Genomic DNA, 16,228 nt, shown 5'->3' on the forward strand with positions numbered 1-16,228 from the left:
GGGGGAATTGATATGGCACAGTTTCAATTGGCGGCAGGTCAAGGCGGCGGAGGCAGCATCTTGGGTCTGGTAGGTCCTTTTGTTCTCATGTTTGTTGTTTTCTACTTCCTGCTGATCCGTCCGCAGCAGAAGAAGACTAAGGCGCGCAATAGTATGCTGAAAGCGCTGAAGAAAGGCGATAAGGTAGTTACAATCGGGGGTCTGCACGGAACGATTATGGAGATCTCAGATGACATCGTCGTCCTGCGGGTGAATGATGTCACCAAGCTGACCTTTGACCGCGGCTCGATCAGCCATTCGGTAGTGGAAGCGGAAGATAAGGTATAAGTTAAGCTGTACCTAAAAAACGGCGTTCTCTCCAGGAGAGAACGCCGTTTTTTAGAATTTGCGTGATTGGAGGCACGCATGATCTATTTACGAATGGGAAGTCCTTAGCGGGAGTTAGTCACCCGGCTTCTGACCCGAAGCCGTTCATCGCCGCTGCGCAGGGTAAGCTTAGCCAGTTGAACGCCGAGTGTAGTGGATACCACAGCAAGTAGTGTGCCGCCGATCATATCGGTCAGCCAGTGAATGCCGAGATAGAAAATGCCAAATACGATTACCACCGCAGAGACGGTCGTAATGATCTTCCAGCGCCGGTTCCCGGAACGGTAGGCCAGCAGAGCCATGGATACGGAGATGGCGGTATGGAGGCTCGGGAAGCAGTTATCCAGGCCGGACAGCGGCCGGTATTCCTGCTCGAACTTCGGAAAAACATCCAGCATAACGAATCTTACCCCTGCAGGGACATAGGACCAGACCTCGTTGACCGGAAAGTACAGATAGAACGGGATCGCCACCGCGTAGGTAATAATAACGGTGTAACAGGTGGCATACAGCATCACGCGGTTCTTGTCCAGCAGATAGACTCCCAGAGAGGCAGCCAGCACAGCCTGCAGCATGAAGATATAGAAGAAGACAATGATTGGCGTCAGCCAAGGCGCATAGAACAGCTCTTGAACCATGCGGACGAAATGCCCCTCCAGACCAAACACAAACGCTGTGTAGTCTGAGGTCAGATGCATCTTCTCTTCAATCTGCAGCTCATATTTATTAAGGGCGAGAATGCTGAACATACCTAAGAGAACAAGGGGGAATTTATAGGACCGCAGGAGCTCTCTCCCGATTTCAACCAAAGCCAACAGCGGATTGCGCAGGGAACCGAGCCAGATGAGAATCACAACAATGGCAACGGTATAGACAACTACAAGATTCATGGACTGGTAAAGCAAAGCACTCGAAGCCTCCTTGATAAACGTTCATATGAAGTCAGATAAATTCAGTGTACCATATTTTCAAGGTAAGGTTTCAATTTTTAAGAATGATATGATTTTAGGATTTCTGTAAATTCACCCCAAACATCCCGCCCAGTGCGCTGATGCCTGCAGCTGCCAGCACCCACAGGAAGTCCATCCCCGCAGGCGAGCTGTCCAGCGCGAGGAATCCGATCAGCAGGACGATCAAGCCGTAGAACAGGCCTGTCAAGGCTCCGTGGTACCAGCCTCTGCTGGCCGCCCTGCTTCCTGCGGTCAATCCGCCAAAAGCGGCAGCGACGCCGTGAACGATGTAGGTGTACATCGCCAGATCCGCTTCTTCCAGTCCGCTGCCCCAGAGCAGGAGGGAGAGGATGAATGCACCCAGCATCATCCACAGGAAGGAGCGGATAAGACCCGACAGTACCGGACTAGATATTTTCCACGAGAATAGACGCCTGATCACAGACATGGTAAAACCCCCTAAAAGTTTGTTAACCGGATATTAATTATTGTATGGGGAGGCTTGCCCCAATAGTACCGGAATGGACGACATGACTTTTACCATTAATTAAACAACCGATTTCCGAATGTTCCCTTGGCAGGCAGGCCAGAATAGGTGTACACTAATCCGCCCGGCGGGCCAGCCGCCTGGTGAGAAGCGGAAGGGGAGCCAAGAGAATATGTTGTTCCAGCATATTACGACCCACATCTTTCTGACCGTCCTGATGTATATCTTCATCTTTCTGAGCATGAGGATCATGGGCAAACGGGAGATCGGCAAGCTATCCGTATTTGATCTGACGATTTCCATCATGATTGCAGAGATTGGCGTGTTTGTCATTGAAGATATTGAACGTCCTATCTACGACGGGTTCGTTCCGATGGCAACGCTGGTGCTGATTCAGGTCATCGTGGCCCAGCTCAGCCTCAAAAGCCGTAAGCTGCGTCTGATGGTGGACGGCAAGCCAAGTATTCTGATCTCGGACGGCAAGCTGCACCGGGGCGAGATGCGCAGGCAGCGTTACAATATCGATGATCTGCTGCTGCAGCTGCGCGGGCAAAATATTGTCAGCCCCGCTGATGTAGAATTTGCTATTCTGGAGACCAGTGGGCAGCTCACGGTGATTGAGAAAAACAAGGGAGTTACATCGTCCAACCAGTCCGGGAACAGCAGCACCAGCGCAGAGCAGAAACAGAAGCAGAAAAATAAACAAGACCAGAAGAAGAAAGGCGATCAGGAAGCCTCAGCCGAATCCAATGATTCTAATGATTCTAATGATTCTAATGATTCCAGTAATCAGGAAGATTCGGGTTCCGTGCAGCTGCCCAAGCACAAAATCCGCTATGAGGGCTTGCCGATTCCGCTGATTATGGACGGAAAGGTGCAGGACCGCAACCTGGAGATGATCGGCAAGAACCGGTTCTGGCTGAGGACGCAGATCCGCCAGAAGGGCGTCTCTGATTTCCGCGATGTGTTTCTGTGCTCAGTGGATCACAAGGGAGAACTCTATATTGCGCCGATAAATCCCAACTAGCGGCAGCAGGGCTTAGCTCCGCCAGCGCCTGAAGAAGGGAATACGCTCCAGATCCCGCGCCGAGATCAGGCCGGATAAGAGGCAGATGCCCAGATAGACACCCATTCCGCATGATGCGGCAGCTAAGAATTGGATCCACTGTGACGCAGAGACGGGAACAGAGGTATAGACATAGGACATAGCAGCAGCCATAATGATCGTCGCCGCAATAATCTTGAGCGGATCAGACCATCGTAATGACATGGCAGTCAGCCGGATCACACTGTATCCGTGCAGCAGAGTGACCAGCAGGCTGTTGACCATAATAGCGATAATGGCTCCCAGAATGCCATATTCCGGCCGTGAAGCCAGCAGCAGGATCAGCAGGATTTTGACAACGGCACCAATCAGCGTATTGATCAGCGCCCGGCCCGGACGGTCCATCGCCTGAAGTGCGGCCTGCAGCGGAGCCTGGACATAGAGGAATACAGCGAACGGAGCCATCATCCGCAGCATAGGCGCCGTATCTGCTGCATTGCCGTACATAAGTGTACACAGGGGTACGGCAAGAATATACATAACCGCAGCAAACGGGGCACCGGTAACCATGGCGAGGCGCAAGGCCTGGTGCATTCTTTTATGAATGGTAGGCATATCATCACGCGCCGCCGCCTCGGATAAGGACGGAACGAGAGAGACGGCCAGCGAGGAGCTAAGCACTCCCGGCAGCAGCAGCAGCGGGATGACCATGCCTTGAAGCGAACCGTATTGTGCGGTTGCGGCGGCAGCGGCGATGCCGGCCAGTGCCAGGCTGCGCACTGTAATGATGGATTCGAGCAGATAAGAGAAGGAGCCGATCAGGCGTCCGGCGGTCACAGGGATTGCAATGCGGGCCAGCCGCTTCAGCACAGGTGTTGTAAGATCAGATTCCTCTCCCGGCGGCAGGGCCCTGTCTTTATGCACGTTGAAATAATACTGCCCGAGCAGCGCGAGCATTCCTGCTATCTCCCCGACCGTGACCCCCAGCATCGCACCCGCAGCCGCAAAAGCCAGCCCCTTCGGAAGCAGCAGCCAGGAGAACCACAGCATGAAGAAGATACGGATGACCGATTCCAGCACAGAGGAGAATGCGGAGGGAATCATGTTCTGCAGGCCCTGGAAATATCCCCTGTAGATGGAGGAGACGGCAACGATAGCGATCATCGGCGTCATGCTGACAAAGGTATAATAGACACGCTGGTCCGTCAGCAGCACACTGGAGACCCACGAGGCGCTGAACAGGGCTATGCAGGTGAATAGTGTGCCCAGCGTCAGACTGAGCGCAAGACTGGTATGCAGAATTCTCCGGGATTGCTCCGGACGGTTCTCCCCCTCAGCCTCAGCCACCAGCTTGGCAACAGCGAGCGGAAGGCCGCCGGTAATGACTGTAATCAGCAAAATGAAAAAAGGATATCCCAGCTGATACAGCCCCACCCCTTCAGCGCCGATTATCCGCGGCAGGGCAATCCGGGGAATGAAGCCAAGCATCCGGTTAATGATACCGGCGCACAGCAGAATGATGGTTCCTTGAATGAAGCTCTGTTTCCTCAAAGGGCACTCCTTCTTCCCTGAATGAAATGAACACTGCGGGTAAGCCGTCGTTCTGCCGAGGAAGGCTTGTATAAGGATATGCAGGAACAGGTGGACTCCATGACAAGCATTCCCAGGACAAGTTTTTGGCGGGAAGCAGGAAAGCAGGACGGAAGGGTCGAATATCTAGCACTGAGCATACATAAATGAGGAATCTTTGGAGGTGCCTACACGTGGAATCGCAGCCATGGACATACGACGAGCTTAGTGAAGAAATCGAGGCCATGTGCATCAGCAAAGCGGAGGAATTCCGTCTCCTCGGCTATGAATATGTGACCGGTAAGGATATCTGGGAATGTGTCAGCCGGAATTATGGCAAGGAGGGAACGCCTCCCCTGCACCGGCTGGTCAATGATATTTATTCGCTGAAATCAAGCAGCTACATGAATTATCTGACTATTTCAGCCTACCGGGGACTGATTTGAGGACTGCAGTGCCCCGCGCGGAATTTTCTTTTTGCAAACGGGTACGGGAAGCAGTAAAGTAAGGAAGGAGTCTGAATAACTTGTCCTATCAAACGGAGGATCTCTCGCCTGCAGCAGACCGGCCGTTTCTTTGTGTGAACCCTGCACCGTCCTTTCGCCTGAATTGACGGTCATTTCGCACGTAGCTATAATAGGAATATTGAGTAATGAAAGGGGAACTAGCTAGAGCATGAAGAGAATGTTGAGCTTTATTCTTACCGTGGTCGTTCTAACCGGCGTCATGGTAGTTTCAACTCCCGGGCTGCTGGACAGAGTCCGTCTGGGTCTTGACCTTAAGGGCGGATTCGAGATTCTGTACCACGCAGAGCCTATGGATACGGGAGGTACTCTGACCCGGGCGTCACTGCAGAAGACGGCAGAGAGTCTGGAGAAACGGGCCAATGCCCTTGGAACCAGCGAGCCTGAAGTGACCACTGAAGGAACAGACCGCATCCGTCTGAAAATTGCGGGTGTTACCGATGAAGCAGAGGTCCGCAAGAAAATGAAAGAACCTGCAGTATTGACCTTCCGCAGTGCGGAGGAAGGCGATGCGCCGGGAACCTTCAGTAAGATTGAACTCGTAGGCAGTGATTTTGTTGAAGGCGCAGCAGAGGTGCAACGCGACAATCTCAACCGCCCCGAGATCAGCATCTCCATCAAAAACAAGGATAAATTCGCAGAAATAACCAAGCGGCTGTTGGGTAAACAGCTCGCCATTTATCTGGATGATACATTGCTGTCCGACCCTCCTTACGTTAGAGCAGTCCTGACAGACGGCAAAGCTTCAATTTCCGGCGGATACACCTTGGATCAAGCCCGTGAAATTGCCGACACGATTAACTTAGGTGCCCTGCCTCTGAAGCTTACAGAGAAGTACTCCCAGAGCGTAGGCGCTACACTCGGTAAGCAGTCCCTGGAAGAGACTGTAAGAGCCGGTATTGTCGGGTCTGTGCTTATTCTGATCTTCATGATTGCCATGTACCGGCTTCCGGGCGTCCTGGCCAGCTTCGCGCTGATCCTGCACACCTGGCTGCTGATTCTCGTCTTCGTACTGGCTGACTTCACATTAACGCTCCCTGGTATCGCGGCTTTCATTCTCGGGATCGGGATGGCGGTCGACGCCAACATCATTACCAATGAACGGATTAGAGAAGAAATGCGCAACGGCAAGGGCATTATGTCCTCTGTCAAAGCAGGGAACAAGACCTCCTTCCGTACGGTTATGGATGCGAATGTCACCACAATTATTGTAGCAGCGGTTATGTTCGCCTTCGGTACCGGTGCGGTTAAGGGCTTCGCGCTGATTCTGATTGTGGAAATTGTCCTCAGTATCGTGACAAACCTTTATTTTGCCCATTGGCTGCTGACTGTGCTGGTTAAAGCCGGAGCACTCAAGAAGCCGAAGCAATTTGGGGTAAAGGAGAGTGACATCAGTGCGCTTTAAGAAAGAGATTGATTTCGTACATTTAAGCAAGTATTTCTATATTTTCTCCATTGCCCTTACGGTGGCGGGACTGATCTTCCTGGCGATCTTCGGCCTGAATTACAGCGTTGACTTCAAGGCCGGGTCCAATGTGGACGTAGCGTTATCGAAGAGCATTACGCTGGAACAGCTTCAGCCTGCGCTGAAGGAGGCAGGAATGGAGCATGAGCCAACCGTAACCATCGGCGACAAGCGGGTCAACATCCGTTACGACCAAGAGCTGACGGATGCGAAGAGTGAGACCCTCAAAATGGCAATCAACAAGATTGATGACAAGGCGTCTTTCGAAATCAACACCGTAGATACTGAGATGGCTAAAGAGCTGGCCCGCAATGCGATCTATTCGGTGCTGCTCGCCAGTATCGGGATTATTATCTATGTAAGTATCCGTTTTGAATGGCGTTTTGCGCTGGCTGCCATTGTGGCGCTGCTTCATGACGCCTTCATGGTGGTGGCGGTCTTCTCGATCTTCCGCCTGGAGGTAGACATCACCTTCATTATTGCGGTACTGACCATTATCGGTTACTCGATCAATGATACGATCGTTATCTTTGACCGGATTCGTGAGAATCTGCGCTTCGGCAAACAGAAATCGTATGAGGATCTGAAGCATCTGGTTAACAAAAGTGTTATGCAGACGCTCATGCGTTCCCTGTATACCGCACTTACCGTATTTATTGCCGCGTTCTTCCTGCTGATTATGGGCGGCGAGTCCATCCGGATGTTCTCGCTGGCGATGGTTATCGGACTGCTCTTCGGAGCCTATTCGTCGATCTTCATTGCAAGCCCGCTCTGGCTGCTTCTGAAGAAGCGCCAGAAGCCAGCGGTGAAGAACCCGGCCAAAGCCTAACACCCGGTTGGTCCATCAGCCGCGTCTGTAGCGACGCGGCTTTTCGGAATCTTTGGAGCTAGATTCATCATCATGAGTTTACCTGCTAGTGGCAAGGAGGGCCTCGTTATGAATGACAAACAATCACCCCGGAAGGAAACGGTTGTCTGGACCGGAATCCTTAGCGATATAGCACTGGCCGCCGCCAAAGGCGGTGTCGGGTATCTGTCGGGCAGCAAGGCGTTGATGGGGGACGCCATCTATTCCGGAGCAGATGCCGCCGCCAGGCTGGCAGGAGTTATTCCGTGGCACCCGAAGCAGAATAGCAAGCCGTCCGGCTCTGTACGCAGCCGGGCTGTACAAGGGAACAAGGAGCCGCTGGCGGCCATTCTGTTCTCCGTGCTGATTCTGATGGGCGGGCTGCAGGTTGTCTTCTCGGCGATTCGTGATCTGACGAGAGGCCATTTATCCGCACCAGGGCAATCGGCGCTGGCCGCTGTCCTGCTGTGTATTGTTTTTAAAGAGGCCGTATTCCAATATCAGTACCGTTATTTCAAGAAGAAGGGCGACGGCAGCCATGCGGCTTACGCTGACAGCCACCGGTTCAGCCTGTATACATCGATTACCGTATTCATCGGGATTGCCCTGGCCATGACGGGAGGGTATATGAACTGGCATCCTCTGATCTATCTGGACCCGGTTGCCGCGCTTCTGACCGGAGGTCTGATTCTCCGCAAGGGCTATTCCTTAATTACATCCTCTGTATACAGCAAAAAGCTGCAGGAGCTTCCATCCGAGGAAGCGGCCAGCTTCATTGAGACGGTTCAGCGTGTGCACGGGGTTATCCGTGTCGAGCAGCTCCGGGCGCTGGAGGAAGGCAGTTGTGTGAATCTGGATGTGAAGATCAGTGTGAATCCGCGCATTAGCGTGCTGGAAGCCCAGGACATCTCGGAATGCGCCCGGAAGCTGCTGCAGCACCGGTTCGTGCATGTCGGCGAGGTTCATATGGAGGTTGTGCCGTATGATCCGGGTTATCCGTACAAAAGCAATCATGAGCTCGTGGACAATGATGTTCCCACGCTGCTCCAGTAGTCTGTAAGGTGAGAGAAAGGGGAGCTGGTGTGCTTCATTCCAAAACAAATTGGCAATCTCCGGCAGCTGATCCCGGTAAGATCCGGGAATTGGCCCGGAGTCTTTCTATTTCTCCGCTCCTGTCTTCACTGCTGGTGCAAAGAGGCATGGATACTGCCGAGAAGGCATTGGTATTCATGGATGGCGGAGCGGAAGATAGACATGACCCCTTCCTGCTTAGCGGAATGGCCGAGGCCGTGCCGCGGATCCGCAGAGCGCTGGAAGAGGAAGAACATATTCTGGTATACGGGGATTATGATGCGGACGGGGTGTCCAGCACTGCGCTGATGATTTACCTTCTGCGCCATCTGGGCGCCTCGTTCGATATCTATATCCCGCACCGGTCCAATGAAGGGTACGGTCTGCATAATCATGCGCTGGACTGGGCCTTGCAGCAGGGTGTATCTCTGGTGATTACTGTAGATACTGGTATCAGCGCCTATCATCAGATTGCCTATGCTTCTACACTTGGAATCGATGTGATTGTTACGGACCATCATGAACCGCCGGAGCTGCTGCCTGAGGCGTATGCACTGATTAATCCGAAGCTGCCGCATTGCGCGTATCCGTTCAAGGGGCTGGCCGGTGTCGGAGTGGCCTATAAGCTGGCTGAGGCTCTGCTGGGCAGCAGCGTTCCGGAGGAATGGTGCGAGATTGCCGCCATCGGCACTGTCGCCGATCTGATGCCGCTTGTCGGCGAGAACCGCAGTCTGGTGCGCAGAGGCCTCAGCAGCATGAGGCATTCGCGGTTCCCGGGAGTCCGTGCCTTGCTTGCGGTCAGCGGGATCACGATGAATACTGTCAGCGCTATCAATATTGCCTTCGGCATGGCGCCGCGGATTAATGCCAGCGGAAGGCTCGATCATGCAGGGCGTGCGGTTACGCTGCTTACGACGGATACAGCGGAGGAAGCGGAGCAACTCGCTGCCGAACTGGATCTGCTGAACAAGGAACGCCAGCTGGTGGTGGAGAGAATTGTTCAGGAAGCAACGGCCAAGCTGGAGGAGCGGATCAGCCGCAGCGGGCTGCCGGACATTATTGTGCTGGCTGACCAGGGCTGGAACGTGGGTGTGGTCGGTATCGTTGCCTCCAAGCTGCTGGAACGTTATTACCGTCCGGTCATTATTCTGGATATTCACCCGGATACCGGAATGTGCAAGGGCTCGGCCCGTTCCATTCCGGGACTGGACATCTATGCAGCGTTATCCTCTTGTGCGGAGCTGATGGATCACTTCGGCGGCCACCCCGCTGCCGCGGGGATGAGCCTGCCGCATGAGCGGCTTGAGGCCTTCGATGAAGCGCTGAATGCCTATGCGGCGGATGTGCTGACACCTGAGGATTTCGTAGCGGTTACGGCTGCAGACGGTGAGGTGTCCATCGCCGATCTGACCCTGCAGGCCGCGCTTGAGCTGGAGCGGCTGGCTCCGTTCGGCATGGCGAATCCGCTGCCGCGGTTCATTCTGCGCGGAGCCGCTGTGAAGGAGACCCGCAGAATGGGCCAGGAGAGCAAGCATCTGAAGCTTGTTCTCCAGCAGGGCCGGCTGCAGATTGAAGCCGTCGCCTTCGGTAAGGGTCCGCTGGCGGACCTGCTGCCGGCAGGTACAGAGGTGGATGTACTCGCGGAGCTGTCGGTCAATGAATGGAACGGGTCGCGTAAGCCTCAGCTGATGCTTCAGGATCTTGCAGTGCCGAGTGCGCAGCTGTTCGATCTGCGCGGCGCAGCCGATGCAGTCAAGCAGGCGGTGCAGCTGGAGTCGCTGCTTCAGACCTATAGCGGCAAGGCTGGCCGGGCGGCTGCGGTGTTCCAGAATAGCCGGACGAGCCCGCTGCGGGAGCTGAAGGGGATGTCCCTCTGGGTCTATGAGGAAGCCGGCGGGATTAGTCTGCTCCATCAGCCGGAGGACCGGGGAGAGCCAGCGGAGGTTACCCTGCTCTGCCTGCTGGACATGCCGGAGTCGCCTGAGCAGCTGGAGTCGCTGTTTACCGTTTTTCCGGGGGCAGAGAATATTGCCCTGCTGCATTCCATCCGTGACGGGCGCGACCGGCTGCAAGTTCCGACACGCGAACATTTCGCAGCATTATACAAATGGATTGCTTCTATCGCTGCTTCTCCCACGCCTGAGCCTGAGGTGCTGCGGCGGCTCAGCCGCCAGTCGGCGCTCGGGGCGCGGATGCTGAACCGGATGCTGGATGTGTTCGCTGAGCTTGATTTCATAGACCGCAGCGGGGGGAAGATTACGTTCGTTCCCCAGCCGGCGGCCAAGAGTCTTACAGCGTCAGAGCATTTCATCCGGCTGGGCAAGACTGCTGAGATGGAGCAGTATTTCATGGAAGGCAGCCGCAGCGAGCTGCAGGAGTTCTTGCTGTCGCGCCGTTTGGGGGCCTCCTAGACTGCCGCAAGGCAGAAGTTAGCAAATTGATTGTATTGGAGCAGGTTCATTCGGAGTTATTCAGTGGGCTTACGCTCACACACTTTTAGGAGATGATAATGTTGGATTTCAAAGACAAGATTCGTGTGATCCCGGATTTCCCGCAGGCTGGAATCAGCTTCAAGGATATTACTACACTGCTGATGGACGGGGAATCCTACCGCTCCGCCATCGACGAGCTGAAGAAGCTGGTGGACCATCTGGAGATTGATGTGATCGCCGGACCGGAAGCGCGCGGCTTCGTCGTGGGCGCACCGCTCGCGTATGCCCTGGGCGTAGGCTTCGTGCCGATCCGTAAGAGCGGCAAGCTTCCGTACGAGACCATTGAAGCCGGCTATGCGCTGGAATACGGCAAGGATACGCTGGCGATGCATACCGATGCCATTAAGCCCGGCCAGAAGGTGCTGATCGCGGATGACCTGCTCGCGACCGGCGGTACCATTGCTACCTCGGTTAATCTGGTGCAGCAGCTTGGCGGCGAAGTGGTTGGAGCTGCGTTCCTGATTGAATTGACAGCTCTGGACGGACGGAGCAAGCTGTCGGATATTGAGGTTGTTACTCTGCTAAATTACGAGGATTAATGATACCTGGACCTGGATAACTTTTCCTGGGAAATATAAAGCGGACTGCTGTCGAATGTAGACAGCAGTCCGCTTTTTTGCAGCTGATATTTCGATTGGATTAACAATAACTGATGGAAGTAACGGAGCGGATTTTGGAACTGTAGGAGCGGACAACAGCGGCCGGAAGTCCAAATATCACCGCAGTTACGGCAAACATCAGAATTAATTTTTCTAGTGAGCTGACTTATCAGCTTCCTGTTCGTTGGACAGGCCCAGCACCTCAATCAGCTTGAAGAGCAGGGAGAGCACCATACCGACAATCGTTGCCAGTGCCATTCCCTTCAGCTCCACGCCGCCAAGCTTAAGGGAGATGCCGCTGATCCCTACTACCAGTACAAGCGTGGCCAGAATCATATTCGTAGCCTTGGAGAAATCCACCTTCTGCTCCACGAAGATCCGCAGACCGGAGGCCGCGATTACCCCGAACAGCAGCAGGGAGACACCGCCCATGACCGGCGTAGGAATGTTGGCAATGACCGAGGAGAAGGTCCCGGAGAACGACAGCACGATGGCGATAACAGCAGCTCCGGCGATGACGTATACCGAGTATACCTTGGTCAGCGCCATAACGCCGATATTTTCCCCATAGGTGGTATTAGGTGTAGAGCCGACGAAGCCGGAGAGCACGGTAGAGATCCCGTTACCCATCAGCGAGCGGTCCAGACCCGGATCCTTGGTCAGATCCTTGCCGACAATATTACTGGTTACCAGCAAATGGCCGATATGCTCAACAATAACCACAAGCGATACGGGAATGATCGTTAAGATGACCTGCCAATTGAAGGAGGGGGTAATGATCGTCGGGTGAGAGAGGAAGCTTGCTTCCGAGATTGCAGTTGTATTCACCTGACCCAAGATATAAGCGAGTACATAACCGGTAACGATACCGATGAGGATATGAATGATTTTGGGGAAGCCGCGGAATAACACGGAGCCGAGAACCGTTACGCCAAGCGTGACGAGTGACAGTATAATGGCCTTACCATCCGGTGTCCAGTCTGCGGCTGCCACGCCTTCCGGAGCAATCAGCCCGGCCATGCGTGCTGCAACAGGAACAAGCTCCAGCCCGATGGTGGCTACGATCGCGCCCATAACCGCCGGAGGGAATACGACATCAATCCAGCCTGTGCCGGCATAACGTACAATTAATGCGACAAGAATAAAGATGATACCCGTAACAATAAAAGCGCCAAGTGCAAGCGAATATCCGCGCTCATGGTCGCCGGCATGTTCTTTGAGAACCAGAAGTACCGGGGAGATAAAGGCAAAGCTGGAACCCAAATAAGCAGGGATTTTGCCGCGGCAGATCAGAATATATAACAGGGTGCCGATACCGTTCATCAGCAGGATCATGCCGGGGTCTACCCCGAACAGGTTGGGAACCAGCACGGTGCTGCCGAACATGGCGAACAGATGCTGTAGACTCAGGAGGAAGCCCGGGCCCCAAGGGAGTCTTTCGTTAACTTGAATTTCGCGTTGCAATGGAGTTCACTTCTCTTTCTGATCTAATTTGGGGTTCTCTTGACATTTGTAATAGCAGCTACTTCCAAACCGCCTTTACTAGATTAAATAGATCGGCGGGTTTTTACAACAACATTTTTGACTGCGCCACAAATTTGTCTTTTCTTGGCCCTTTCGCTGCCAGGAATCCCACGCTATGCCAAGTGTTGACGGAATCCCTCGCAAGCGTCATAATTATAGACAACTTTAACCTGTGTGTTACTTCCGCCGGGATATATGGAACCTGCAAATTCTGCATCCTTGCGGGTTCATTTTATTATAGAAGGGAAACGGATACGACGAGAATGGGCATAGAGCAACTAACCGAAAAGGCTGGCGCCTATATAAAAGAAAAAGATCTTCTCCGCATCCGTGAAGCTTACGAATTTGCCGACCAGGCACATCATGGGCAGATCCGCAAATCGGGGGAGCCGTATATTCTGCACCCGCTGGCGGTTGCAGATATTGTCGTCAATATGCAGATGGATGTTATATCCATTATTGCTGCGCTGCTGCATGACGTTGTGGAGGATACGACTGTATCTCTGGAGCAGATCCGCGAGAAGTTCGGCGATACCTGCGCGATGCTGGTGGACGGCCTGACCAAGCTGGAGCGCATCCGCTTCCGCTCGAAGGAAGAGCAGCAGAACGAGAATTACCGCAAGATGTTCATCGCTATGGCTCAGGACATCCGGGTCATTGTGATCAAGCTGGCGGACCGGCTGCACAATATGCGTACGCTCAAATATCAGTCGGAAGAGAGCCAGCGGCGGATTTCCTATGAGACGCTGGAGATTTTCTGTCCCATTGCCGACCGGCTAGGGATCTCTGCGATCAAATGGGAGATGGAGGATATTGCTCTCCGTTACCTGAATCCGCAGCAGTATTACCGGATTGCTAATCTTGTACACAAGAAGCGGGCAGAACGCGAGCAGTTCATTGACAGTGTCATTAGCCGTATCCGCGCCAAGCTGGATGAAATGGGCATTGAAGGCGACCTGTCGGGCCGTCCGAAGCATATCTACAGTGTCTATAACAAGATGAACACCAAGAACAAGCAGTTCAATGAAATCTATGATCTGCTGGCCATCCGCATTATCGTGGACAATATTAAGGATTGTTATGCCACACTCGGCATTATTCATACTCTTTGGAAGCCGATGCCCGGCCGGTTCAAGGATTATATTGCTATGCCCAAGGCCAATATGTACCAGTCTTTGCATACAACGGTGGTAGGCCCCGGCGGGGAGCCGACCGAGGTCCAGATCCGTACATGGGAAATGCACCGTACCGCTGAATTCGGGATCGCTGCACACTGGGCATATAAGGAAGGCACCAGCAACAACGTGAATCCGGAGAACCGGATGCCGTTCTTCCGCGAGATTCTGGAGCTGCAGCATGAAGCCAAGGATGCAGAGGAATTCGTGGAATCGCTGAAGATGGATTTCTTCTCCGATCTGGTGTTTGTCTTCACGCCGAAGGGCGAGGTAGTAGAGCTGCCGGCCGGCTCGGTGCCGCTCGATTTCGCGTTCCGCATCCATACCGAGGTCGGTAACCGGACCATTGGAGCCAAGGTGAACGGGCGGATTGTGCCGCTGGACCACAAGCTGAAGACCGGGGACATTGTGGAGATTCTGACCTCCAAGAATTCATACGGCCCGAGCCGCGACTGGCTGAAGATTGCCCAATCCTCCCATGCGCGCAGCAAGATTAAGCAGTGGTTCAAGAAGGAGAAGCGTGAGGAGAACGTTGAGAAGGGCCGGGAGGCGATCGAACGCGAGCTGAAGCGCTTGAACGTGGAGGTCTCCGACTGGCTGACCGAGGACAAATTGTCGGAGGCCGCCAAGAAGTTCGCCTTCAACGATGTGGAGGATATGCTGTCGGCAGTTGGCTTTGGCGGGATTACCGCTGCCCAGATTGCCTCCAAACTTACGGAGAAGCTGCGCAAGGACCAGGAAGAGGCCGCAGGCCACCTGGAGCTGACCTCCCAGATGAAGGAGATCAAATCCACCGGGGAGAAGCGCAACCAGCCGACCAACGGAGTTCGTGTCAAAGGCATTGATAATCTGCTTGTACGCTTCGCGCGATGTTGCAATCCTGTTCCGGGTGACGACATCGTCGGCTATGTCACCCGTGGACGCGGCGTATCGGTGCACCGTCAGGACTGTCCGAATATTCCGTCCGAGGGCGAAGGGGAAGAGGCTGCGCGTGTGATTGAGGTAGAATGGGAAGGCAGCATGGAATCGAATTACAGCGTGGACATTGAGATTACCGGGCATGACCGCAACGGGCTGCTGAATGAGGTGCTGCAGGCAGTGTCGGAGAGCAAGACGAATATCTCCGCTGTGACCGGACGCTCTGACAAGAACAAGATGGCCATGATCCATATGACCATTCTGATCCGCAATACGGATCATCTGCAGTCTGTAGTCGACAAAGTGAAGCGGGTCAAGGACGTATATACCGTGAACCGGATTATGCAATAAGGCAATAAGCTGTAGCGGCAAGGAGCTGAACGATGAGATGAGAGTGGTTGTACAGCGTTGTAAGAACGCCAGTGTGACCGTGGACGGGACTGTGACCGGAGCGATTGGTGAAGGGCTGATGCTGCTGGTCGGCGTCACCCATGAGGATACCGGGAAGGATGCCAAGTATTTGGCAGAGAAGGTGGCGGGACTAAGGATTTTTGAGGATACAGCCGGCAAAATGAACCACAGCGTCACAGAGGCCGGCGGGGCCATTCTGTCCGTCTCCCAGTTCACGCTGTACGGGGATTGCCGCAAGGGCAGACGCCCCAACTTCATGGCTGCGGCTCCTCCGGCTGAGGCGGAACGGCTCTATGACTATTTCAATGAGCAGCTGAGGGAAGGCGGTCTGCAGGTGGAGACCGGGGTGTTCGGAGCGATGATGGATGTCGCCCTGACCAACTGGGGGCCGGTTACCCTGCTGCTGGATAGCCGGGGCTGATGTTATAGTTTAACGAATGAAGGACTCTGCCTTAGGTGGGGTTCTTTTTTTGTGTGTCGTTTGGTGTAGTCTGCCTGCGGGATAACAGCGGCGTTGGATGGTTAGACTATGAAGGAACCATTATTCACAAGTTGCGGGGAGTCCAGCGAATGAGACAATCACCAAAGGCATGGATATGGAGCACGTTGCAGGGCCATAGGACAGGCTCAGGGACAGAAGCGGCGGCCACAGCTAAAGCGGCGGAAGGGCTGCAGGAGCTGCAGGGACTTCAGCCAATGCGCCGCAGCCTATTGCCCCGGAGTTAGCGGGCAGATCGGCTGCGGCTTGCTGTTTTTTTTGCATGTAACGGATAGGGCTGGTTATA

Annotated in this window: 15 protein-coding genes; 11 read left to right on the forward strand and 4 right to left on the reverse strand. The window is 54.0% G+C overall.

The features are described from left to right. The first annotated feature begins 12 nt into the window (after nt 1–12). Nucleotides 13–327, forward strand: coding sequence for a preprotein translocase subunit YajC (gene yajC, locus K1558_RS19930; protein WP_238653411.1), 315 nt, complete (start codon nt 13–15; stop codon nt 325–327). A 104-nt stretch (nt 328–431) separates the two neighbouring features. Here yajC and K1558_RS19935 read toward each other — a convergent pair whose 3' ends face one another. Both K1558_RS19935 and K1558_RS19940 read right to left on the reverse strand, forming a co-directional pair. Beyond that, nucleotides 432–1,271: a phosphatase PAP2 family protein gene (locus K1558_RS19935; RefSeq protein ID WP_238653412.1), complete on the reverse strand. Its 840-nt coding sequence runs from the start codon at nt 1,269–1,271 to the stop codon at nt 432–434. A 100-nt stretch (nt 1,272–1,371) separates the two neighbouring features. Continuing rightward, the gene (locus K1558_RS19940) at nt 1,372–1,764 is read right to left on the reverse strand and encodes a TIGR04086 family membrane protein (protein ID WP_238653413.1); all 393 of its coding nucleotides are present in this window, start codon (nt 1,762–1,764) and stop codon (nt 1,372–1,374) included. 214 nt (nt 1,765–1,978) lie between these two features. On the opposite strand from K1558_RS19940, the gene K1558_RS19945 reads away from it, so the two are divergent. Beyond that, nucleotides 1,979–2,830: a YetF domain-containing protein gene (locus tag K1558_RS19945; RefSeq protein WP_420800454.1), complete on the forward strand. Its 852-nt coding sequence runs from the start codon at nt 1,979–1,981 to the stop codon at nt 2,828–2,830. Between the two features lie 12 nt (nt 2,831–2,842). Here K1558_RS19945 and spoVB read toward each other — a convergent pair whose 3' ends face one another. Continuing rightward, on the reverse strand, nt 2,843–4,399 hold the full coding sequence (gene spoVB / locus K1558_RS19950) for a stage V sporulation protein B (RefSeq protein ID WP_238653415.1): 1,557 nt from the start codon (nt 4,397–4,399) through the stop codon (nt 2,843–2,845). 212 nt (nt 4,400–4,611) lie between these two features. Between spoVB and K1558_RS19955 the strand changes: the two genes are divergently transcribed. The 6 genes from K1558_RS19955 to K1558_RS19980 all read left to right on the forward strand — a co-directional run bounded on the left by K1558_RS19955 (nt 4,612) and on the right by K1558_RS19980 (nt 11,355). Further along, nucleotides 4,612–4,863 (forward strand): post-transcriptional regulator, encoded by a 252-nt coding sequence (locus K1558_RS19955; RefSeq protein ID WP_238653416.1) that lies wholly within the window; start codon nt 4,612–4,614, stop codon nt 4,861–4,863. Between the two features lie 229 nt (nt 4,864–5,092). Beyond that, nucleotides 5,093–6,346 (forward strand): protein translocase subunit SecD, encoded by a 1,254-nt coding sequence (gene secD / locus K1558_RS19960; protein ID WP_238653417.1) that lies wholly within the window; start codon nt 5,093–5,095, stop codon nt 6,344–6,346. Beyond that, entirely contained in the window at nt 6,336–7,235 is a 900-nt protein-coding gene (gene secF, locus K1558_RS19965; RefSeq protein ID WP_238653418.1) for a protein translocase subunit SecF, read from the forward strand. Before secD ends, secF begins: the two co-directional genes overlap by 11 nt. A gap of 108 nt (nt 7,236–7,343) precedes the next feature. Then, entirely contained in the window at nt 7,344–8,306 is a 963-nt protein-coding gene (locus tag K1558_RS19970) for a cation diffusion facilitator family transporter (protein ID WP_238653419.1), read from the forward strand. 29 nt (nt 8,307–8,335) lie between these two features. Continuing rightward, nucleotides 8,336–10,735: a single-stranded-DNA-specific exonuclease RecJ gene (gene recJ, locus K1558_RS19975; RefSeq protein ID WP_238653420.1), complete on the forward strand. Its 2,400-nt coding sequence runs from the start codon at nt 8,336–8,338 to the stop codon at nt 10,733–10,735. A 101-nt stretch (nt 10,736–10,836) separates the two neighbouring features. Further along, a complete protein-coding gene (locus tag K1558_RS19980; protein ID WP_238653512.1) occupies nt 10,837–11,355 on the forward strand; it encodes an adenine phosphoribosyltransferase in 519 nt (172 codons plus the stop codon). A 213-nt stretch (nt 11,356–11,568) separates the two neighbouring features. Here the strand turns inward: K1558_RS19980 and uraA are convergent, their stop codons facing one another. Continuing rightward, a complete protein-coding gene (gene uraA, locus K1558_RS19985) occupies nt 11,569–12,879 on the reverse strand; it encodes a uracil permease (protein ID WP_238653421.1) in 1,311 nt (436 codons plus the stop codon). Between the two features lie 323 nt (nt 12,880–13,202). On the opposite strand from uraA, the gene K1558_RS19990 reads away from it, so the two are divergent. The 3 genes from K1558_RS19990 (at nt 13,203) to K1558_RS20000 (ending at nt 16,169) form a co-directional block, all read left to right on the forward strand. After that, nucleotides 13,203–15,383: a RelA/SpoT family protein gene (locus tag K1558_RS19990; protein ID WP_238653422.1), complete on the forward strand. Its 2,181-nt coding sequence runs from the start codon at nt 13,203–13,205 to the stop codon at nt 15,381–15,383. A gap of 37 nt (nt 15,384–15,420) precedes the next feature. Beyond that, nucleotides 15,421–15,864 carry a D-aminoacyl-tRNA deacylase gene (gene dtd / locus K1558_RS19995; RefSeq protein ID WP_238653423.1) on the forward strand — a complete coding sequence of 148 codons (444 nt, stop codon included), beginning with the start codon at nt 15,421–15,423 and terminating at the stop codon, nt 15,862–15,864. Between the two features lie 149 nt (nt 15,865–16,013). Continuing rightward, nucleotides 16,014–16,169: a hypothetical protein gene (locus K1558_RS20000; RefSeq protein ID WP_238653424.1), complete on the forward strand. Its 156-nt coding sequence runs from the start codon at nt 16,014–16,016 to the stop codon at nt 16,167–16,169. Nucleotides 16,170–16,228 lie beyond the last annotated feature (59 nt).

Source organism: Paenibacillus piscarius (genome assembly GCF_022234545.1).
In the GTDB taxonomy this organism is placed as follows: Bacteria; Bacillota; Bacilli; order Paenibacillales; family Paenibacillaceae; genus Paenibacillus_AQ; species Paenibacillus_AQ piscarius.